This window comes from Streptomyces sp. NPDC043738 (assembly GCF_056436545.1).
Genome location: NZ_JBWKCJ010000020.1, coordinates 76,771 through 95,906 on the forward strand (window position 1 = coordinate 76,771; position 19,136 = coordinate 95,906).

A 19,136-nucleotide genomic window follows, 5' to 3' on the forward strand; every position below is an offset into this window, starting at 1 on the left:
GCCCGGACCGCTTCACGAGCCCGACCCGCGGCCGGAGCGGCGGCCCGAGCCACAGCCGGTGAAGCTGACCAAGCCGGCGGCCGCGCCGGCGGCCGAGGCCGACATGCGGGCGTCCGACGCGGACCGCGACCGGGTCGCCGGGATCCTGCGCGAGGCGCTGGCGGAGGGCCGGCTGGACCCCGAGGAGCACGCCGAGCGGATCGACACCGTCTTCCGCGCCAAGACCATGGGCGAGCTGGAGCCCGTCATCCGGGACCTGCCCGTGACGGACGGCGCCCGCACGAAGCCGGCGGGCGCGGGGACGTATGCGTACGAGCCCGGCAGCCCGGCCCCGGACCAGAACCTCGTCGCGATCTTCAGCGCCTCCGTCCGCAAGGGGCGCTGGCAGGTCCCCGCGCGGATCAACGCGGTCGCGATCTTCGGCAGCGTCGAGATCGATCTGACCGAGGCGGTCTTCCCGCAGCAGCAGGTCCAGATCAACGTCACGGCGATCTTCGGCAGTGTGGAGATCCGGGTCCCGGAGAACGTCACGCTGCGCAGCAGCGGATCCGGCGTGCTGGGCAACTTCGAGATCCACACGAACGAGGCGGAGGACGCCGACGCCCCGCAGCTCCTGGTCAACGGTTATGCCGTGCTGGGCAACGTGGAGGCCAGGCCGAAGCGCGGCGCCTGGGTCAGCGATCTGCGCGACCGGCTGCGCGAGGGGCACCGGGAGATGCGCCGGCAGCTGCGCGAGGAGCACCGCGAGCGCCATCAGCGGTTGCGCGAGGAGCAGTGGGAGCGGCACGTACGGATACACGCCGACCGGCGCGAGCGCCGGGACCGCTTCCGCAAGGGGCTGGGCGGCTGACCGCCGACGGCCTGTGAAGCGCCGGGCGGCAGACGGCTCCCTCACGGGGCCGGAGGGCGGGCGGCGGGCTATTTTCTCCTTTTCGCGAAGTCTCGTTTCCGCACGATCGCCACGGTGTGCATAAGCGTGCGCACCGTGGGTAGGGCTGGTGCATCGTCTCTCGTACGGCTGCGGGGTGCGGAAAAAGGCCGTGCGCAGCGAGACGGGCAAGGGTGATTTCTCTCGCCGAAGCCGTCGTCAGGAGTAGACCGTGCTGCTACCGCATCAGCCCCTGCAGGATGCCGCTGTCGTTCCGTCCCCGCGAGTGCCTGCGCGCGACGAGGCCGGCCCCTGGCATTCGGAGGCGGTGTGCCGCCGGGACGAAGCCGGGCTGTTCTTCGCCCCGTCCAAGGAGCCGACCGCCGCGCGGCTGGCCAGGGAAGAAGCCGCGAAGCGGGTCTGTGCCCGCTGTCCGGTGATGGTCGAGTGCCGGGAGCATGCGCTGCTCCAGCCGGAACCGTACGGCGTGTGGGGCGGTCTGACCGCGGCCGAGCGCCGGGTCGTGCTGACCCGGCGGCGCCGCCGCGAGTCCGAGCTGCAGCGCACGGCCCATATCCCCGCCGCGGGCTGACCGCCGGGACCGTATGGGCCACTTCGCCCCCGCCGGAGCTTCTCCGACGGGGGCGAAGTGCGTGTCACCAGGGGCGTCAGCTGGGGCGCTCGAAGTCCACCGAGCTGTACGCGCGCAGCTTCGACAGCCGGTGCTGGGAGTCGATCTGCCGGATGGTGCCGGACTTGGACCGCATCACCAGGGACTGGGTGTAGGCGTTCTCGGCGCGGTATCGGACGCCGCGCAGCAGCTCTCCGTCGGTGATGCCGGTGGCGACGAAGAAGACGTTGTCGCCCTGGACCAGGTCCTCGATCTGGAGCACCTTGTCCAGGTCGTGCCCGGCCGCCAGGGCGCGCTCGCGCTCCTCGTCGTCCTTGGGCCACAACTTCCCCTGGAAGGAGCCGCCCAGGCACTTCAGCGCACAGGCCGCGATGATCCCCTCGGGCGTACCGCCGATGCCCAGCAGCAGGTCGACGCCGGTGCCCTCGCGGGCCGCCATGATCGCGCCGGCGACATCGCCGTCGGCGATGAACTTGATCCGGGCCCCGGCCTCCCGGACCTCCTTGACCAGGCCCTCGTGGCGGGGCCGGTCCAGGATGACCACGGTGACGTCCTCGACCGCGGACTTCTTCGCTTTGGCGATCCGCTTGATGTTCACCGCCACCGGGGCCGTGATGTCGACGAAGTCCGCCGCTTCCGGGCCGGTCGCCAGCTTGTCCATGTAGAAGACCGCGGACGGGTCGAACATCGAGCCGCGCTCGGCGACCGCCATCACGGAGACCGCGTTCGCCATGCCCTTGGCGGTCAGCGTCGTACCGTCCACCGGGTCGACGGCCACATCGCACTCCGGGCCGGTCCCGTCGCCCACGCGCTCGCCGTTGTAGAGCATCGGGGCGTTGTCCTTCTCGCCCTCCCCGATGACCACCACGCCGTTCATCGAGACCGTGTGGATCAGGGCGCGCATCGCCTTGACCGCGGCGCCGTCCGCACCGTTCTTGTCGCCCCGGCCCACCCAGCGGCCCGACGCCATGGCACCGGCCTCGGTGACCCGTACGAGCTCCAGGGCGAGGTTGCGATCCGGGGCCTCGGGGCTGACCTCGAGTTGGGACGGGAGATGATGCTCGGTCATCGAGCGCACCTTTCTGTACGGCGACGGCCGTGAGGATGAGGGTAGGTATGACCTTATCTCCAGGTCGCCAAATTGAGCAGGGGGCCCTTCGCATGAGCAGCGCCGGGGGAGGCCGGAGCCCGGACGTTTGCGCAGGTGACGGCCGTCACCAGGGGGCCTGTCGGCTCGGCCGCGGGTATGGGGGACCATAGGGGCGTGGCAGGTATGCGAGGCAGGCAAACGGTGCGGGACATGGTCCTGTCGCTGGCGGTGATCGGCGTCCTGGTCGGGGCGATCTACTTCTTCATCCCGCACGACGACAGCGCCGACGCGGAGATGGGCGCGGTCAAGAGGGTCGACTACCGCGTCGAGCTCATCACGGCCCGCAGGGCGGCGCCCTACCCGGTCGCGGCGCCCGAGGGACTGCCCAAGACCTGGCGCGCCACCTCGGTCTCGTACAAGGCGTCCGACGACGGCAAGGGCGGCGCCTGGCATCTGGGCATGCTCGACCCCGAGCAGCAGTACGCCTCCGTCGAGCAGAGCGACGCGATGGCGAAGGACTTCATCAAGGACGTCACCCTCGGCGCCACGAAGGTCGCGGGCAAGCAGGCCGTCGGCAGCAAGAAGTGGGACCGCTACCAGGGCGAGAAGTACCGGGCGCTGGTCCGTGAGGAGTCGGGGGTGACCACGGTCGTCACCGGCACCGCGCCCTACGGGCGGCTCGCGGACCTGGCGGCCGCACTGGTGGCCAAGAAGGGCTGAGCGAGCCAGGGGCCGGGCGGGCGCCGACGAGCGGGAGCCCGGTACGCGACGAGGCCGCCGCACCCACGCGGGTGCGGCGGCCTCGTCGTTGCCGGGGCGTCGTCCGGTGTGCTCGGGCGCCGGCGGTCCTGACCGGGCGGGCTCAGACGCTGGTGACGGCCTCGTCGAAGTCCAGGCGCGGCGAGCGCGGGAAGAACGCGTCGGCGCCGGGCTTGCCGATGTTGATGACCAGGAACGACTTCTGCTTGCCGTCGCCGAAGAACTCCTTGTCGACGCCGGTGAAGTCGAAGCCGGTCATCGGGCCCGCGGCCAGGCCGGCGGCGCGGATGCCGACGATGAAGTAGCCGGCCTGGAGGGTGGCGTTCTGGGTGCCGGCGACCTCGCGGGCGGCGGCCTCGGCGAAGAAGGTGTCCTTGACGTTCGGGAGGGCCGGGAAGAGCCGCGGCAGGTGCTCGTGGAAGTCCAGGTCGACCGAGAGGATCGCGGTCAGCGGCGCGCTCAGGGTCTTCGGGCCGTTGGCGCCCATGGCGTGCTGGACCAGGCGCTCGCGGGCCTCCTGCGAGCGGACCAGGGTTATCCGCAGCGAGGACTGGTTGAAGGCGGTCGGGCCGTACTTCACCAGGTCGTAGATCGCCTGGACCTGCTCGTCCGTCACCGGCTCGTCCGTGAACGTGTTGGCGGTCTGGGCCTCGCGGAAGAGGAGGTCCTGGGCGGCGGCGTCAAGGGCGAGAGACATGAAGAGCACCTCGGTGAGTCGGGTGGGGTCAGGTTCGAAACCACTGTAATCCGGATATGTTAAGTTTCAACTAAATCCGGATGATTGTGAGCTGGTTCACGTGTGAGCGTAGCGCATTTCCGTGATTCGGAAGCAGATTTCCGGAACGTGGATGACCTTGGGGGAGGCGAGAGGGCCTGGAGGGGCCGGGGGCCGGAGGGCCGGGCCTGGAGGGCCCGCCCTGCCGTGCCGGCGATGGCGCGGCCCCGGCGGTGCCTACGGGCGCTCCGCCCCCGTCTCCGCTCCGTCCGGCGACTCCGCCAGTGCGGCGTCCAGCCGGGCCCGCGCGCCGTCCAGCCAGCGGCGACAGACCTTCGCCAGCGCCTCGCCGCGCTCCCACAGCGCCAGCGACTCCTCCAGCGTCGTACCGCCCGCCTCCAGGCTGCGGACGACCTCGATCAGCTCGTCCCGCGCCTGCTCGTAACCGAGCGTGGAGTCGACCGGTGCCACCTGCGCCGGTGTGCCGGCCGCGTCCTGTCCCGCGTCCACCAGGCCGTCCGTCTTCGCTTTCGCCATGTCTCCCACCCTATGCGCCAGGTGTGACAGCGCCCTCGGCGCCGCTTACCCGCACCCTGAATTCGCCCTCGGCCACGCGGGCCCGCAACTCCTCGTCCGAGCCGACCTCTTGGGGGGACCGCACCGCCGCGCCGTCCGCCTTCTGCAGCACCGCGTAGCCGCGCTCCAGCGTCGCCTTCGGGGAGAGCGCGACCACCCGCGCGAGGGTGTGCGCCAGCTCGGAGTCGGCACGGTCCAGCAGATGCCCCAGGGTGCGCCGGCCGCGCTCCAGCAGGGCCGTGACCTGCTCCTCGCGCTCCTCGACCATCCGCTGCGGCCGCTGTATGCAGGGCCGGTGCAGCGCCGCGGCCAGCCCCCGCTCCTCGCGCTGCACAAAGCCGTCGACCGCCCGGAAGGCCCGGTCCCGCAGCTGCCGGATCCGGGTCAGCTCCTCGCCCACGTCCGGCACCACCTTCTTCGCCGCGTCCGTCGGCGTCGAGGCGCGCAGATCGGCGACCAGGTCCAGCAGCGGGGTGTCCGGCTCATGGCCGATCGCCGAGACGACCGGCGTCGCCGCCGCGCCCACGGCACGTACGAGCTGCTCGTCGGAGAACGGCAGCAGATCCTCCACGCTGCCGCCCCCGCGCGCCACGATGATCACGTCCACCTCGGGCAGCGCGTCCAGCTCCTGGACCGCCGCGATCACCTGCGGCACCGCGTGCACGCCCTGCACGGGGACGTTGCGCACCGCGAAGCGGACGGCGGGCCAGCGGTGCCGGGCGTTCTCCAGGACGTCGCGCTCCGCGGCGCTCGCCCGGCCGCAGACCAGCCCGATCAGCTGCGGCAGAAACGGCAGCGGCTTCTTGCGGTCCGCGGCGAAGAGCCCCTCCGCCGCCAGCGACTTCTTCAACTGCTCCAGCCGGGCGAGGAGTTCACCCACACCGACCGGCCTGATCTCGGCGGCCCGCAGCGACAGCTGGCCGCGCGGGGCGTACCACTCCGGCTTGGCGTGCACCACCACCCGGGCGCCCTCGCTGATCACGTCGGCGACCTTGTCGAAGACCTGGCGGTAGCACGTCACGCTCAGCGAGATGTCGTACGACGGATCGCGCAGCGTCAGAAAGACGACCCCCGCGCCCGGCCGCCGCGAGAGCTGGGTGATCTGCCCCTCGACCCACACCGCGCCGAGGCGGTCGATCCAACCGCCGATGAGCCGGGACACCTCGCCGACCGGGATCGGCGTTTCCGGGGACGTTGAGACAGCCATACGAGCGAGACTAGTGGCGCCCACTGACAGTGGCCGCCACCTCGCCCTCAGTCCGCTCCGCCACCGGCCCGCGCCCGCGCCCCGTACTGCACCGCCAGCACCACCAGCCCCACCGCCATCCAGACCCCGCCCACGATCTGCGCGGTCGGGGACGCCGCCACGACCACCGCGACCACCACCGCGAGCCCCAGCAGCGGTACCACCACATGCCGCGGCACGCTCGACTCCGCGGCCCCCTCGCGGATCCGGAACCAGCCGATCACCGACGCGTGCAACAGCCCGAACGCGGTCAGCGCGCCCACGTTGACGATCGACGACAGCTGATCGAGCCCGTCGTCCCGGCGGGCCGCCCACACCGCCGCCACCAGCGTCACCGCCGCCGCACCCAGCAGCGCCCGGCGCGGCACCCCGCTGCCCTCGTCCACCTTCGACATCGCCGCCGGCAGCCGCCGGTCCCGGGCCATCGCGAACAGCAGCCGACCGGCCGCCGCCTGCCCCGCCAGCGCCGCGAACGCCGCCCCGACCGCCTTGCTGGCCGCCACCAGCTTCTGCAGCCACTCGCCCGCGGCCGCCTGCGCCGTCACGTAGAAGGCGTCCCCCTGCCTCCCCGGGTCGGCCGCCAGCTCCGCCGCCGGCATCGGGGCGAGCAGCGCCGCCAGATACGTCTGGACGGCGAACAGCACCCCCGCCACCACCAGGCAGGTGAGCACCGCCCGCGCCACCCGCCGCGCGCCTCCCGCGGACTCCTCCGCGAACGAGGCGATGGCGTCGAAGCCCAGATAGGACAGCACCGCGACCGACACCGCCGACAGCACCGCGCTCATCGAGAAGGCGCCCTCGCCGGTGAACGGCGCCGTCCAGCTCCGCTGCGCCCCGTGGGCGAGCAGCGCGTAACCGGCCGCGACGACGAACACCACCAGCACCGCGATCTCCATCGCCAGCACCGCGAAGCCCACCCGGGCCGCCACCCGAACGCCCCACAGGTTCAGCAGCGTCGTCACCACCACCGCGAGCGCCGTCCACACCCACTGGTGCACCGACGGCACCAGCGCGTGCAGCGCGATCCCGGAGAACAGATACGCCACCGCCGGAATGAGCAGATAGTCCAGCATCGCCATCCACCCGGCGACGAAGCCCGCGCCCTCGCCCAGCCCCACCCGGGCGTAGGTGTACACCGAACCGGCCTGCGGGGCGACCCGCACCATCAGGGCGTAGGAGTACGCCGTGAACGCCATCGCCAGGGTCGCCACCGCATAGACGACGACGATCGCCCCGTGCGACTTGGCCTGCAGCGTGCCGAAGATGCCGACCGGCGCCATCGGGGCGATGAACAGCAGCCCGTAGACGATCAGGTCCCGGAACGTCAGCGTCCGCCGCAGCGATCTGGCCCCCGCCTCTCCCGTCCGCCCCAGCGACGCCATCGATGCCTCCTCGCGCAGTCCGGCCCTCAGTCTGGGACACGGGCGCGATCTTCCGGGGTGGGGGCGCGGCCTTACGATGGACCGCATGACTGCTACGCCCGGCCCGCCCACCAGCCGCAAGGTCCTGCTCGCCGCCCCCCGTGGCTACTGCGCGGGCGTGGACCGCGCCGTGATCGCCGTCGAGAAGGCCCTCGAGCAGTACGGCGCCCCCGTCTACGTACGCCACGAGATCGTCCACAACAAGTACGTCGTGAAGACCCTGGAGAAGAAGGGCGCGATCTTCGTCGAGGAGACCGAAGAGGTGCCCGAGGGCAACATCGTCATCTTCTCGGCCCACGGGGTCGCACCGGTCGTCCACGAAGAGGCCGAGCGCGGCAAGCTCGCCACCATCGACGCGACCTGCCCCCTGGTCACCAAGGTCCACAAGGAAGCGATCCGCTACGCCAAGGAGGACTACGACATCCTCCTGATCGGCCACGAGGGCCACGAAGAGGTCATCGGCACCAGCGGCGAGGCCCCCGAGCACATCACCCTGGTCGACGGCCCCGACGACGTCGCCAACGTCGAGGTCCGCGACCCGGACAAGGTCGTCTGGCTCTCCCAGACCACGCTCTCGGTCGACGAGACCATGGAGACCGTCGACGCCCTCAAGGGCCGCTACCCCAACCTGCTCTCCCCGCCCAGCGACGACATCTGCTACGCCACGCAGAACCGCCAGACCGCGGTGAAGCAGATGGGCGCCGAGGCCGACCTGGTCATCGTCGTCGGCTCGAAGAACTCCTCGAACTCGGTCCGCCTCGTCGAGGTGGCGCTGGGCGCCGGCGCCCGCGACGCGCACCTGGTCGACTACGCCGAGGAGATCGACGAGGCCTGGCTGGAGGGCGTGAGCACGGTCGGCGTCACCTCCGGCGCCTCGGTCCCCGAGATCCTGGTCCACGGCGTGCTGGACTGGCTCGCCCAGCGCGGCTACGAGGACGTCGAGACCATCACCGCCGCCGAGGAGTCCATCGCCTTCTCCCTGCCCAAGGAGCTGCGCCGCGACCTGCGGGCCGAGGCGAAGGCGGCCACCGAGGGCTGACCCGGCCGGATCCGCCGTCTCCCGGGCGGGCGGTCCCGTCGGCGCCTAGCCTTTTCCCATGAGGGTCTTCGGTGTGGACATCGGCGGATCGGGCATCAAGGGCGCTCCGGTGGATCTGGAGCGCGGCGAGCTCGTCGACGCGCGCTACAAGGTACTGACCCCGCACCCGGCCACCCCGGAGGCGGTCGCGGACTGCGTCGGACAGGTCGTGGCGCACTTCGGGTGGACGGGGCCGGTCGGCGCGACCTTCCCCGGTGTGGTCACCGGCGGCACCACCCGTACCGCCGCCAATGTCGACAAACGCTGGATCGGCACCGACGCCGGCGCGCTGCTCACCGGCCGGCTGGGCGGCGAGCCCGGCACCTGCCCCGTCACCGTCCTCAACGACGCGGACGCGGCCGGTCTGGCCGAGATGCGCTTCGGCGCGGGCCGCGGGCGGGCCGGCACCGTCATCGTCCTCACCCTCGGCACCGGCATCGGCAGCGCCGTCTTCACCGGCGGCCGCCTCGTCCCCAACACCGAGCTCGGCCATCTGGAGCTGCACGGCCACGAGGCCGAGAAGCGCGCCTCGACCAAGGCCAAGGAGGACGAGGAGCTGAGCTGGCAGCACTGGGCACGCCGGGTGCGCAAGTACCTCGCCCATCTGGAGATGCTCTTCTCGCCCGAGCTGTTCGTGATCGGCGGCGGGGTGAGCCGCAAGGCGGAGAAGTTCCTGCCGCTGATCGAGGGCATCAGGGCCGAGATCGCGCCGGCTCAGCTTCAGAACAACGCGGGGATCGTGGGGGCCGCGATGGCTGCGTACGCCGCTCGGGCTGGTGGGACACCCGCCGCGGACGGCTCCCCGTCCGCGGCCCTGCACGCCCCGTCGCCTGCCTGGCCGGCCGCTCCGTCGGCCCGTACTGCCCGTTCCGCGGTCGACTCGCCCGTCGGCTGGCCCGACGCCGCGCGATGACCAGCGCGCGGCGGACCATGGCGATCAGCGCGCAGACGAGCGTGCCGGCGTAGAGCCAGCCGGCGTTCAGCGCGAGGACCGTGAAGACCCCCGTCACCACCCCGCCGACCCCCTCCCCGCCGTGCTGGATCGGCAGCGCCCCGACCGCGAAGGCGATCGGCACGGTGACCGGCGCGCAGATCAGGTCGTACGGCCTGACCCAGAACGCCGCCGCCGCGCTCACCAGCAGGAAGAAGAAGCCGTACGGGGTCTGCGCGCCGCCCAGGAGCAGCCGGTCCAGGTACGCGAACGCCAGCAGGGTCAGCGTCGCCAGCAGCCAGCACCCCAGGCCGGTGAGCTTGGCGGCCGGCATCCGGTGCGGCAGCAGCGCGGACGGGGCGGCCGCGGGGCGGGGCCGGGCCCGGTAGACGGTCGAGGATTCGGCGCCCTCCGGTGGCGCGGGGGCGCGCTCGGGCACCCTGGGCGTCGGGGCCGCCCGGGTGGGGCCGCGGGCGGCCCCCGCCTGTGCCGGGCCCCGTACCGGCAGGGGGGCCGAGGCCGGTACGGACGCGAACCCGGAGGCCCGCATCGCGGAGAGAAAGGCGTCGTCGGGGTCGGCGGCCACGGCCTCCGCGGGGCGCGGGAGCCGGGTGCCCGTGTCGGTGGCCGGGTGTGCGGACCATGACGGTCCGTGCTGGGGTGCGCGCGCTTCGTGTTGCTCCACTCGCCAACGGTAGGCCGCTAAGTGGGATTAACCGGTTACGGGACACGCGCTTTGTTCCGACCTTGGGACTTCGTTCGCCGCGGGGCCCGAACCGGGGCACCGAACGCCGGCCGCGGCCCCGGAGAGGGGCGGGCGCGGGCGCGGTCCCGGTGGCGGCCGCTCGCGCCCGGCCGCCCCGTAGACTGGTTGATCGGCCCTCCCGGGACCGGGCACCCGGACCCGGAGCGGCCGCCCACCCCACCACCTCTGCCTTCGGAAGTCGAGTCGCCACAGTGTCGCTCACGATCGGAATCGTCGGTCTGCCCAATGTCGGCAAGTCGACCATGTTCAACGCCCTGACCAAGAACGACGTGCTGGCGGCCAACTACCCGTTCGCCACCATCGAGCCGAACGTCGGCGTCGTCGGAGTCCCCGACCCCCGCCTCGCCAAGCTCGCCGAGATCTTCGACTCGCAGAAGATCCTCCCGGCCACCGTCGACTTCGTCGACATCGCGGGCATCGTCCGCGGCGCCTCGGAGGGCGAGGGCCTGGGCAACAAGTTCCTCGCGAACATCCGCGAGTCCGACGCGATCTGCCAGGTCATCCGCGCCTTCAAGGACGAGAACGTCGTCCACGTCGACGGCAAGGTCTCGCCCAAGGACGACATCGAGACCATCAACACCGAGCTGATCCTGGCCGACCTCCAGACCATCGAGAAGGTCCTTCCGCGCCTGCAGAAGGAATCCCGCATCAAGAAGGACGTCGCCCCCAAGGTCAAGGCCGTCGAAGAGGCCAAGGCCATCCTGGAGAAGGGCGACACGCTCTTCTCGGCGGGCATCGTCCAGGGCTCCGGCAACGAGGAACTCCTGCACGACCTGCACCTCCTCACCACCAAGCCCTTCCTCTACGTCTTCAACGTCGACGAGGACGAGCTGACCGACGAGGACTTCAAGAACGAGCAGCGCGCCCTGGTCGCCCCCGCCGAGGCGATCTTCCTCAATGCCAAGCTCGAGGCCGACCTCGCCGAACTCGACGAGGACGAGGCCCTCGAACTCCTCCAGTCCGTCGGCCAGGAAGAACCGGGCCTGGCCACCCTCGCCCACGTCGGCTTCGACACCCTCGGCCTGCAGACCTACCTGACGGCCGGCCCCAAGGAAACCCGCGCCTGGACCATCAAGAAGGGCGCCACCGCCCCCGAGGCCGCCGGCGTCATCCACACCGACTTCCAAAAGGGCTTCATCAAGGCCGAGGTCATCTCCTTCGCCGACCTCGTCGAGACCGGCTCCGTCGCCGACGCCCGCGCCGCCGGCAAGGCCCGCATGGAGGGCAAGGAGTATGTGATGCAGGACGGGGATGTGGTGGAGTTCCGCTTCAACGTGTGACTGATCAACGGAAGGCCCGCTGACCTGCACCGGAGCGGTTAGCGGGCCTTTTCGGTCCGCACAGGGTCCGCGTGATCTTGAAACGCCTTGTCGACGGCCTGCCTGGTCCGCTCCTCGGAGTCCGGGAACAGATGGCTGTACGTGTTCAAGGTCATCGCCGCGTTGGTGTGCCCGAGCCGCTCGGACACGACCTTGACGGACTCGCCGCCCGCGATGAGCAGGCTGGCGTAGGCATGGCGCAGCGCGTGCATGCCTGTGCCGGCAGGCAATCGGCCTTCTTCACCGAGCCACGCCATACGTGATCGAAGAACGAGGTGCGGATGATCGGTCCGCCGCGCTCCATGCGGAACAGGTGGTCGTCGCGGTCCGCCGGGAACTTCTTCAGGTGCAGCGCGAGCGCGTCGGCGACGACCTTCGGTAGGGGCACGGTGCGGTACGACTGCGTCGTCTTGGGCGGGCAGACGTAGACGCTGCTGCCCGCGGTCTGCTGTAACTGCTGTTCGACGCGCACCGTGCGCTTGAGGAAGTTCACGTGCCGTACGCAGAGCCCGAACAGCTCCCCGGGTCGTAGGCCGGTACCGGCCCCGGTGATGACGAGCGCCCGGTACCGCTCGGGCACGGTGTCGGCAAGCGCGTTGACCTGTTCCACGGTGAGCGGCACAACCTGCCGACGTGGCACCGGGGCGGACTTCACCCCCTCACACGGGGTGTGCGCGATGATGCGGCCCTGCCCTGTCGCGGCGGCTCGGAACACGGCCTTCACGGTGCTGAAGACCGTCCGGGCCGTGCTCGGCGCGAGCCCCGTCCTGGCGGTCAGCCCCGTCACCCATGCCTGAACGTCGCTCGTGGATATGCGACCGATCGGCCGGTCCCCGAATGCCGGGTAGGCGTAGCAACGAAGGTGCTGTTCAACGGCCTTGGCGGTGCTGACACGGTGAGGCTGCGCCTTGCGCCACTGCTCGGCGTACGTCTTGAACGTGATCTTCCCGGCTTTCGGGTCGACGTACTGCCCGGTGAGGACGCTGGTCGTCACTTCGTCAAGCCACCGCTGTGCATCGACCTTCTTCGTAAAGTGCCGCGCATGCTCCTTCCCTGCGTCGTCGCGGTAGCGCGCCCGCCACTTGCCGTTCGGGCGCTTCTGGATGTTCGCCATTCGCTTCCCCCTGTTGTGTGTCGTCGCCCTCAGCCTTGAACCTGGGGTCGTCGGAGAGGTCGATGTCGAGTACGACGCTGAACTGCTCGAGCAGCCCAGACAGTTGCTTGCCCGCATCCTCAAGCAGGCGGTTCAGGGCGAGGAGATGCTCGGCTGCGGCCTTGAACTCCTGGTCCGCGAGCTCCTTGCGCCGGGCGGCGTCCTCGTAACGCAGCACCCCGCCCATGTAGAGCGACAGAATCAGCCGTGTCTCTGTCTCGGCGTCGTGCGCCTTCGCTGCCGAGATGCCCTTGAGGTAGGGCAACAGGTCGTTCGCCGTGATTCCGAAGCATGCGGCGAGGCTCACCAGCTCGGCCAGCGGTACCGGCCGTGACCCCGCTTCTGTCTTGGCCACGGTGGTTTGCCGCCACGTGTGCCCCTCGTCCTGCATCACTCGCGCGAGGTCCTCTTGCGACCAACCGCGCTGCGTGCGCAGCTGCCGTACCCGCATTCCGAGGTACTTCTCGGGCGGGGTCTTCGAGTCGCCGGGGCGCTTCAACCAGTCCTCGAGCGTCTCGTCTGACTCCTCCGAGGGCTCGTGTTCCGTTGACTCGCGTTGATTCCTCATGGGGATGGACGCTACATGCTCATCAGGGTTGACGCTAGGCGATCAAGGGTGAAAGTCTCCTCGGGAATGATCGTTCGATTCCTCAGGGGGTTGTCGGTGGATCGCTACTTGACCACGGCCGAGGTAGCAAAGCGGTACCGGACTGCTCCGAGCACGGTGCGGTACTGGCGCCACATCGGATACGGGCCCAAGGGCGTAAAGGTCGGGCGGCGAGTCCTGTATGCCGAGGCCGAACTCGCCAAGTTCGATACATGGCTCGCCGAACAGGAGCAAGCGGCATGAAACGGGCTCCGACCTGGCGTAGCAGCGCCAGCCGGAGCCCGAGAAGTCCTCACAACATCACGTGAAGCGACAGCGGCGCCGGGTTGCAGCCCATATGGCGCCGCTCTCATTTTGGGAGGAACTCCGTTGAACCCCAAGTACAGCACGCCCCCGCGGGAGGGGGAGACCAGTCGCGGGGAAAGGGTCGAGCAGGTGCTCACCCTTGCTGTGCGCGGCTGGTACGTGTTTCCGCTGCGCCCGGATGACAAGCGTCCGGCGGTGAAGGACTGGGAGCAGCGCGCCACCGTCGACCCCGGCCGCATCGTGCGCACGTGGTCGCACGGGCCCTACGGCGTGGGCATCGCCTGTGGGCCGTCCAGCCTGGTTGTCGTCGACCTCGACACGGTGAAGGGTGACGAGACGCCGCCGGCGCCGTGGGCCCTGCCCGGCGTCGTCGACGGCGCGGACGTGTTCGCCGAGTTGTACGCGCGTCAGGGCGACCGCTTCCCGTTCGGTACGACGCCGATGGTGCGTACGCGCTCGGGTGGACTGCACGTCTACTACGCGGCGCCCGACCGGGATGTGCGCAACTCCACCTCCAAGGTGGGCTGGAAGATCGATGTGCGGGGCAGTGGCGGGTATGTGGTGGCCCCGCCCTCAACCGCCGAGGGGCGCCCGTATGCGTGGATGACGCCGCCCGATGCGCAGCCCGTTCCGGTGCCGGGATGGCTGCTGCCGCTGCTGCTCGGCATGCCTGCGCAGTGGCGCGGTACTGCGCATGAGGCCGCGGTGCGCACTGCGCCCGCCCCGGCAGTGCGGCCCGTCGACAGCCTCGCCGGCCTCGTGCACTTCGTCCTCGATGCACAGCCGGGGGAGCGAAACAGCTGCTTGTACTGGGCTGCTTGCCGTGCCCTCGAACTGGTGCGCAGTGGACGGATAGAGCATGACGGGGCCGTCGGTTCGCTAGTCGACGCGGGCGTGTACATCGGACTCTCGCACGCCGAGGCAGAGGCCACGGTGCGCAGTGCGGACCGCGCTCCGGCGCGTGCGGTGGCGGTGAGCGCGTGACGTCCGACAAGCGTGCGACGGCTGCGCACATCCTCGCTGCCAACGGTGTCACTGCCAACGACGCTGCGCAGCAGCCTGACCGGCATCTGCGCATTACGACCCTGTCCAAGATCCGGCTGCGCGGTACGTATTGGCTGTGGGACAACCGCGTCCCGATCGGCGGTCTGACGCTGTGGGCGGGGCGGGAAGGAATCGGCAAGTCCACATCGGCCGCGTGGCTGGCCGCACAGGTCACGCGCGGCACCCTTCCCGGCGTGCACGACGGGCGCCCGCGGTCGGTCTTCTACGCGGCGTCCGAGGACTCTTGGGAGCGCACGGTAGCGCCCCGCTTGGTCGCTGCCGGGGCTGATCTCGAGCGCACGTTCCGAGTCGATGTGGTCGAGGAAGAGCGGCCCGGCGTCGCCGCGCCGCTGACCCTGCCGGCCGACACCAGCACCCTCGGGAAAGCGATGCTGGCCCATGATGTCGGCCTGTTGGTCGTCGACCCGCTCGTGTCTGCGCTGAACGGGTCCATCGACACCCACCGCGATCGAGAGGTGCGCTCGGCCCTCGAGCCGCTCGGGCAGATCGCCGACCAGGCGGGCGCCGCCGTCCTCGGCCTGGTGCACTTCGGCAAGGGCAACAGCACCGACCCCCTGTCGCTGATCCTCGGCTCGAGGGCGTTCTCTGCCACCGCACGGGCGGTGATCGCCATGGCGCGTGACCCGGAGTCCGAGGACGGTGCGGTGATCCTGTCGCAGGAGAAGAACAACCTCGGGCGCCTCGACTTGCCGTCGCTGACCTACGTAGTGCGCGATACGCCGATCGATACCGAGGACGGCCGTATCTCGGTCGGTTGCGTCGAGTTCACGGGGGAGTCCTCGCAGAGTGTCGGGGACGTGCTCGCCGAGGGCACGGCCTCGGCTGAGGATCGACAGGAGCGCGAGGAAGCGGCCGACTGGTTGCGCAGTCACGTGATGGACAACGGCGGCGAAGTGCCGTCCCGCGAGTTGCTCAAAGCGGGGGCGCAGGCGGGCTTCAAGGCGCACACACTACGCCGTGCTCAGCAGAAGGCCGGAGTGAAGTCGCAGAAGCCGGATTTCGGCGGTGGTTGGGTATGGCGCCTGATCGCGTAGGCGCGCAGCGAAGTTGACGCCAAGATGACGAAGGTGACAGGGCTCCGAGTGCTGTCACCTTCGTCATCTTCGCTGCCATCTTGGGCGCTGGAATGTCCGTCTGCGACCGGTCGCGACCTTGGGCGCGCACGCGCGCGAGTCCACCCCGCCACTGACAACGAGCCCTTATCGACCGGTCGATGCCCTCCACACGCGCGCGGGGCAGCCCGGCGCGAAACAGGGGCAGCTTGACTCACCCGGAAAGGGCGCACCAGTTGCGCTACAGAGGCAGGGTTCCGAGCTGCATTGGCTCTATATCGTCCAGGTCCATCTTGTATGGGAGTTCACGAGGATCAACACCGAGTGCTGCACATATGTGCTCATGGAGCTCAATTAGTGCGTCGTCGAGTGTCCTAAGTTCCGCGCAACGGTCCTCGATGGACTGCGAGTAGTCCGGCCATTTGAGGTCGAAAGTGTCGTTCGCCCATCTCAGCAGCCACTTGTAGATGAAGTCCACAAGAAAACTGACGTCTTGATTGCTGTCGTCGCTCAGTCGATGTACGGCTTCGTTCATCCGGCTGGCTTTGACTGCACAGTCCTCTCTAGCCACGCGGATAGCGTCCAGTGAGCAACTTGAAGCGACATTCGTGCTGGCGAGTGCAGCGATAGAAGCACTCCAGAGGTCCATTTCGTTCTGGAAGAAGCGATAGGTGTCGAGCAGTGTTTTCCGCCGCGCGTCGAACCCCTCAGCTTCTGGGGCGCCAATGAGGCGAAGCTGTTCCTTGTAGTGCAACATCGCCAGTCGGTCGATCTCGCCGCGATCGAAACGCGTGTGGCAGTTCGGACACAAGACGATCATGTTGTGGAACTCGTGTTTGCGTACGCGGTTCCACGGGATGATGTGGGCTAGTTCGGTTGTTGTGGCGCGACAAGTAGGGATAGCGCACCTGTGCCCTGCCTCAACAAGGAGTTGACGAGCCAAGGGGCGGGGCACTGCCGGTCGCTTCTCAGACATGACCGTACGCTACTCGGCCCCAGGGACCGCCTCTTGCTGCGCCGCAGCGACGCTGCGCAGCGCAGCAGCAACGTTGCTCGGCCCGATGGACGCGAGCGCCCACAGCGCACTGACTTCGCGGGCGAACTGCCAGACGGGGGCAACGGCGGGGGTACGGAAGGGCACAACAGCGATGCGGCGTTCGGCGAACGGCTCGACCTCGAGGTAGCGCATTCCACCCGTACCGCAGAGGTAGACCGTGCTGCCCGTCGCCGCGGCGAGGTCGGCGAGGCGTTGCGAGCGCCCGTCACGGGCGGGTAGGGCGCTGCTGTGGAGGACCTCGCCGCGCCAGCCCAACGACGACAACAGGGCGAGGGCGGAAGCCTCGGCGATGTCCGCCGTGCGGTCCGTCGCCCCGAAGCGGTCGAGAACGGGCTCGAGGACCTCCTGTACGGCGTGCCAGTGGTGGCTACGGCCGTAGTGCTGGCGGACGAGCGCGGCAACTCGGCGCCGGCATCTGTGGGGCTCGGCGAGGCGCGCCTCGAGGATCAAGGTTGAGCGTCCTCGGGGGAGGTGCGTGGACAGCGACAGCCACTGTCGGGCGCGGGGCTCTCTCAAGCTGGCCAGTCGGGCGCGGTGCTGGTAGTCCCGTCGCGCGAACTGCACGTCGTCGAGGACGATCCACCGGTCGGCCGCGTACAGCTTCGCCAGGGTGGACAGCCGCGGGAACAGGTTCGGCTGATGGATGGCGCACACCGCGCCTGGCAGTGCAGGCGGCTCAGGACTTGAGGAGTCGGGTGTCGAATCCGGCGCGCAAGAGGCGCTCGTAGGCGGCATGGACATCAACGGGTACTTCCTGCTCGATGGCGAAGCCCAACTTCGGGTACTCGATCACTCGTTGCAGGTCGCCGACCATTGTGTCGATGACCAACTTCTCGTCGCCGATGCTCTTCACGTAATCGGTGAAGTCCAGCGGATCGGAAGCACACACGGCCTCGACCTCGGGCCACACCTTGCGGCACGTCGCATAGGCGCGCCGCTCCATGTACGGCATGGCCATCAGCATCACGGAGTCGACCTCGACTCCGGCTCCGCGCAGGACCTCACGCGAGAACGTGATGTTCTGCCCGGTGTTCCCGGCGTTGGGCTCGAGGAGGATCACGTCGTCGGGTACGCCCAGGTCGAGCGCGTGCTCACGGAAGTGCACGGCCTCGCCGCGAGGGTAGAGGGCTGCCGTGGTCGGACTGTTGCCACCGCTGAACACGAGCACGGGGAACAGACCGGCGTGATACTGCTTGGCCGCGAACGTCGCGGCTCCGAGATCGTGGCTGCCGAGGCAGATTGCTGCCGAGCAGGGGCGAGGCTCGTGCCCCATCTGGTGATAGGCCCAAATCAGCTCGGCGTCGTGCCACTGCGCATCGGTGATCTCGTGCTGCTCGCGGTCCGGCACTGATACTCCCTGGTTCATCCTCGCTGGCCACTTACCTCGACAGGACAGCCGACGGGCCATCGCAGGACCGTCGGATGCCCTCGATGCTGCGAAGCTGGTGGCTCAACCCGTATTGCCTTGCCACCTGCGCCGCGTCGTCGAGGACGGAAAGCCCATCATCTCGGGTGGCGGGGTCGGACAGAAGGATGTGTCCGTGTGCGGTGTCCAGACGTACATGCTGCATGGGGGAGTCGACCGTGCCGGTAGTACGTGCGATGTCGATGTACTGGAGCGCTCGCGTAAGGTCGCCGGCCCCGCGGTAGGCGAGGGCGATCTTCTGGTGAGCGACAGACCAGTCCTCGGGCTCCGCGAGATCCTCAAAAGCGTGGGTGGCGGCCGTCATCACCTTGACCGCGTAGTCGTTGTTGCCGTTCTTGCTGAGCGCCGTGCCTACCCACAGCCGGGCTCGGGCGCGGTCGCGCCCGCTCAGCCGCTCGTCGGTCGCCAGCCGCTCGTACTGTCGGGCAGACGTCTCGAGCTTCCCGGACATCTCGTCGACCACGGCGAGCGACAGCTCGATCTGCGCGACACGGCGAGGGATGTCGAGCTCGGCGAACAGGCTGCGTGCGGTGTTGTACGAGTGGTGGGCGGAGAGGGGGCCGAGGGTCGCGCCCTGGTCACGTTGCAGATCGCCGAGGAGGACGAGCGACCGGCCGTAGAGGTACAGGCCCTTGTCCTCGAGCGCACGCGGGTTGTGGCTGCCGAGCCACCGGTTCAACAGGTGTGAGGCGAACGAGAAGTTCTGACGGCTCAGACACACGATGGCGCGGTCGAGGTCCTCCGTCCATGTCTCGTAGTCCGCTGGGCGAACTGAGCTGCGCCCTGCCCGGCCGTCCATGGAACGGGAGAGCAGCGCCTCGAAACGGCCTCGCGCCAACGTGTCAGCACGTGCGAGCGCGGTGTCGAGGATGGCCTGTGTATCCGGCCGGGGAACGGTGTCCGCACCGAGCTTCTCCCACTTCGCCACGGTGCGCAGAGCGACGCCCAGGTGCTCAGCGAATGTGCGCGTACTCATCCGGAGCGCAGCGCGCAGGGCGCTCGCTTCGAGGCCGGTCCACTGCTGCACACCGATCACGGGCTGCCTCCCTCTTGTCACGTATGGAAGCACG

At 69.7% G+C, this 19,136-nt stretch carries 21 protein-coding genes and 1 pseudogene; 9 read left to right on the top strand and 13 right to left on the bottom strand.

The window, feature by feature from the left end; all coding sequences use genetic code 11:
- The first annotated feature begins 58 nt into the window (after window positions 1-58).
- Both AC0680_RS24730 and AC0680_RS24735 read left to right on the top strand, forming a co-directional pair.
- Window positions 59-850, top strand: a complete 792-nt coding sequence (locus tag AC0680_RS24730; RefSeq protein WP_478632469.1) for a DUF1707 SHOCT-like domain-containing protein — start codon at window positions 59-61, stop codon at window positions 848-850.
- Between the two features lie 250 nt (window positions 851-1,100).
- Window positions 1,101-1,460, top strand: a complete 360-nt coding sequence (locus tag AC0680_RS24735) for a WhiB family transcriptional regulator (RefSeq protein WP_384432330.1) — start codon at window positions 1,101-1,103, stop codon at window positions 1,458-1,460.
- Between the two features lie 76 nt (window positions 1,461-1,536).
- Here the strand turns inward: AC0680_RS24735 and glpX are convergent, their stop codons facing one another.
- Window positions 1,537-2,568 carry a class II fructose-bisphosphatase gene (gene glpX, locus AC0680_RS24740; protein ID WP_235445352.1) on the bottom strand — a complete coding sequence of 344 codons (1,032 nt, stop codon included), beginning with the start codon at window positions 2,566-2,568 and terminating at the stop codon, window positions 1,537-1,539.
- A gap of 204 nt (window positions 2,569-2,772) precedes the next feature.
- Here glpX and AC0680_RS24745 point away from each other — a divergent pair, with 204 nt between their 5' ends.
- Window positions 2,773-3,309, top strand: a complete 537-nt coding sequence (locus AC0680_RS24745) for a DUF4245 domain-containing protein (protein ID WP_478632630.1) — start codon at window positions 2,773-2,775, stop codon at window positions 3,307-3,309.
- 142 nt (window positions 3,310-3,451) lie between these two features.
- On the opposite strand, the gene AC0680_RS24750 is transcribed toward AC0680_RS24745, so the two are convergent.
- The 4 genes from AC0680_RS24750 to AC0680_RS24765 form a co-directional block, all read right to left on the bottom strand.
- Window positions 3,452-4,045, bottom strand: coding sequence for a malonic semialdehyde reductase (locus tag AC0680_RS24750; protein WP_478632473.1), 594 nt, complete (start codon window positions 4,043-4,045; stop codon window positions 3,452-3,454).
- A 255-nt stretch (window positions 4,046-4,300) separates the two neighbouring features.
- On the bottom strand, window positions 4,301-4,600 hold the full coding sequence (locus AC0680_RS24755; protein ID WP_478632474.1) for an exodeoxyribonuclease VII small subunit: 300 nt from the start codon (window positions 4,598-4,600) through the stop codon (window positions 4,301-4,303).
- A gap of 10 nt (window positions 4,601-4,610) precedes the next feature.
- Window positions 4,611-5,846 carry an exodeoxyribonuclease VII large subunit gene (gene xseA, locus AC0680_RS24760; protein WP_478632477.1) on the bottom strand — a complete coding sequence of 412 codons (1,236 nt, stop codon included), beginning with the start codon at window positions 5,844-5,846 and terminating at the stop codon, window positions 4,611-4,613.
- Window positions 5,847-5,893: 47 nt separating this feature from the next.
- Window positions 5,894-7,267: an APC family permease gene (locus tag AC0680_RS24765; protein WP_478632480.1), complete on the bottom strand. Its 1,374-nt coding sequence runs from the start codon at window positions 7,265-7,267 to the stop codon at window positions 5,894-5,896.
- Between the two features lie 85 nt (window positions 7,268-7,352).
- On the opposite strand from AC0680_RS24765, the gene AC0680_RS24770 reads away from it, so the two are divergent.
- Together AC0680_RS24770 and ppgK are read left to right on the top strand one after the other, a co-directional pair.
- Complete coding sequence (locus AC0680_RS24770; protein WP_478632483.1) at window positions 7,353-8,345, top strand: 4-hydroxy-3-methylbut-2-enyl diphosphate reductase; 993 nt, start codon at window positions 7,353-7,355, stop codon at window positions 8,343-8,345.
- 58 nt (window positions 8,346-8,403) lie between these two features.
- Window positions 8,404-9,297, top strand: coding sequence for a polyphosphate--glucose phosphotransferase (gene ppgK / locus AC0680_RS24775; RefSeq protein ID WP_478632486.1), 894 nt, complete (start codon window positions 8,404-8,406; stop codon window positions 9,295-9,297).
- A gap of 61 nt (window positions 9,298-9,358) precedes the next feature.
- On the opposite strand, the pseudogene AC0680_RS24780 reads toward ppgK, so the two are convergent.
- Window positions 9,359-9,865 (bottom strand): annotated as a pseudogene (locus tag AC0680_RS24780) (DUF6542 domain-containing protein); the annotation flags it as partial.
- 407 nt (window positions 9,866-10,272) lie between these two features.
- Between AC0680_RS24780 and ychF the strand changes: the two are divergent.
- Complete coding sequence (gene ychF / locus AC0680_RS24785) at window positions 10,273-11,361, top strand: redox-regulated ATPase YchF (RefSeq protein ID WP_478632488.1); 1,089 nt, start codon at window positions 10,273-10,275, stop codon at window positions 11,359-11,361.
- 38 nt (window positions 11,362-11,399) lie between these two features.
- Here the strand turns inward: ychF and AC0680_RS24790 are convergent, their stop codons facing one another.
- The 3 genes from AC0680_RS24790 to AC0680_RS24800 are packed head-to-tail and all read right to left on the bottom strand — an operon-like array spanning window position 11,400 to window position 13,121.
- The gene (locus AC0680_RS24790) at window positions 11,400-11,612 is read right to left on the bottom strand and encodes a tyrosine-type recombinase/integrase (RefSeq protein WP_478632491.1); all 213 of its coding nucleotides are present in this window, start codon (window positions 11,610-11,612) and stop codon (window positions 11,400-11,402) included.
- Window positions 11,513-12,514, bottom strand: coding sequence for a tyrosine-type recombinase/integrase (locus tag AC0680_RS24795; protein WP_478632492.1), 1,002 nt, complete (start codon window positions 12,512-12,514; stop codon window positions 11,513-11,515). Before AC0680_RS24795 ends, AC0680_RS24790 begins: the two co-directional genes overlap by 100 nt.
- The gene (locus AC0680_RS24800) at window positions 12,399-13,121 is read right to left on the bottom strand and encodes a helix-turn-helix domain-containing protein (RefSeq protein ID WP_478632495.1); all 723 of its coding nucleotides are present in this window, start codon (window positions 13,119-13,121) and stop codon (window positions 12,399-12,401) included. Before AC0680_RS24800 ends, AC0680_RS24795 begins: the two co-directional genes overlap by 116 nt.
- A 66-nt stretch (window positions 13,122-13,187) precedes the next feature.
- Here AC0680_RS24800 and AC0680_RS24805 point away from each other — a divergent pair, with 66 nt between their 5' ends.
- The 3 genes from AC0680_RS24805 to AC0680_RS24815 all read left to right on the top strand — a co-directional run bounded on the left by AC0680_RS24805 (window position 13,188) and on the right by AC0680_RS24815 (window position 15,565).
- The gene (locus tag AC0680_RS24805; RefSeq protein WP_478632632.1) at window positions 13,188-13,403 is read left to right on the top strand and encodes a helix-turn-helix transcriptional regulator; all 216 of its coding nucleotides are present in this window, start codon (window positions 13,188-13,190) and stop codon (window positions 13,401-13,403) included.
- A 126-nt stretch (window positions 13,404-13,529) separates the two neighbouring features.
- Window positions 13,530-14,450, top strand: a complete 921-nt coding sequence (locus tag AC0680_RS24810) for a bifunctional DNA primase/polymerase (RefSeq protein WP_478632498.1) — start codon at window positions 13,530-13,532, stop codon at window positions 14,448-14,450.
- On the top strand, window positions 14,447-15,565 hold the full coding sequence (locus tag AC0680_RS24815) for an AAA family ATPase (protein ID WP_478632501.1): 1,119 nt from the start codon (window positions 14,447-14,449) through the stop codon (window positions 15,563-15,565). Before AC0680_RS24810 ends, AC0680_RS24815 begins: the two co-directional genes overlap by 4 nt.
- Before the next feature lie 259 nt (window positions 15,566-15,824).
- On the opposite strand, the gene AC0680_RS24820 is transcribed toward AC0680_RS24815, so the two are convergent.
- Genes AC0680_RS24820 through AC0680_RS24835 form a run of 4 tightly spaced genes read right to left on the bottom strand, consistent with a single transcriptional unit; the run spans window position 15,825 to window position 19,102 of the window.
- A complete protein-coding gene (locus AC0680_RS24820) occupies window positions 15,825-16,559 on the bottom strand; it encodes an HNH endonuclease (protein ID WP_478632503.1) in 735 nt (244 codons plus the stop codon).
- 9 nt (window positions 16,560-16,568) lie between these two features.
- Window positions 16,569-17,294, bottom strand: coding sequence for a WbqC family protein (locus AC0680_RS24825; protein WP_478632505.1), 726 nt, complete (start codon window positions 17,292-17,294; stop codon window positions 16,569-16,571).
- A 22-nt stretch (window positions 17,295-17,316) separates the two neighbouring features.
- Window positions 17,317-18,006 (bottom strand): YdcF family protein, encoded by a 690-nt coding sequence (locus AC0680_RS24830; RefSeq protein ID WP_478632506.1) that lies wholly within the window; start codon window positions 18,004-18,006, stop codon window positions 17,317-17,319.
- 13 nt (window positions 18,007-18,019) lie between these two features.
- Window positions 18,020-19,102: a helix-turn-helix domain-containing protein gene (locus tag AC0680_RS24835; RefSeq protein ID WP_478632507.1), complete on the bottom strand. Its 1,083-nt coding sequence runs from the start codon at window positions 19,100-19,102 to the stop codon at window positions 18,020-18,022.
- Between the last annotated feature and the right edge of the window lie 34 nt (window positions 19,103-19,136).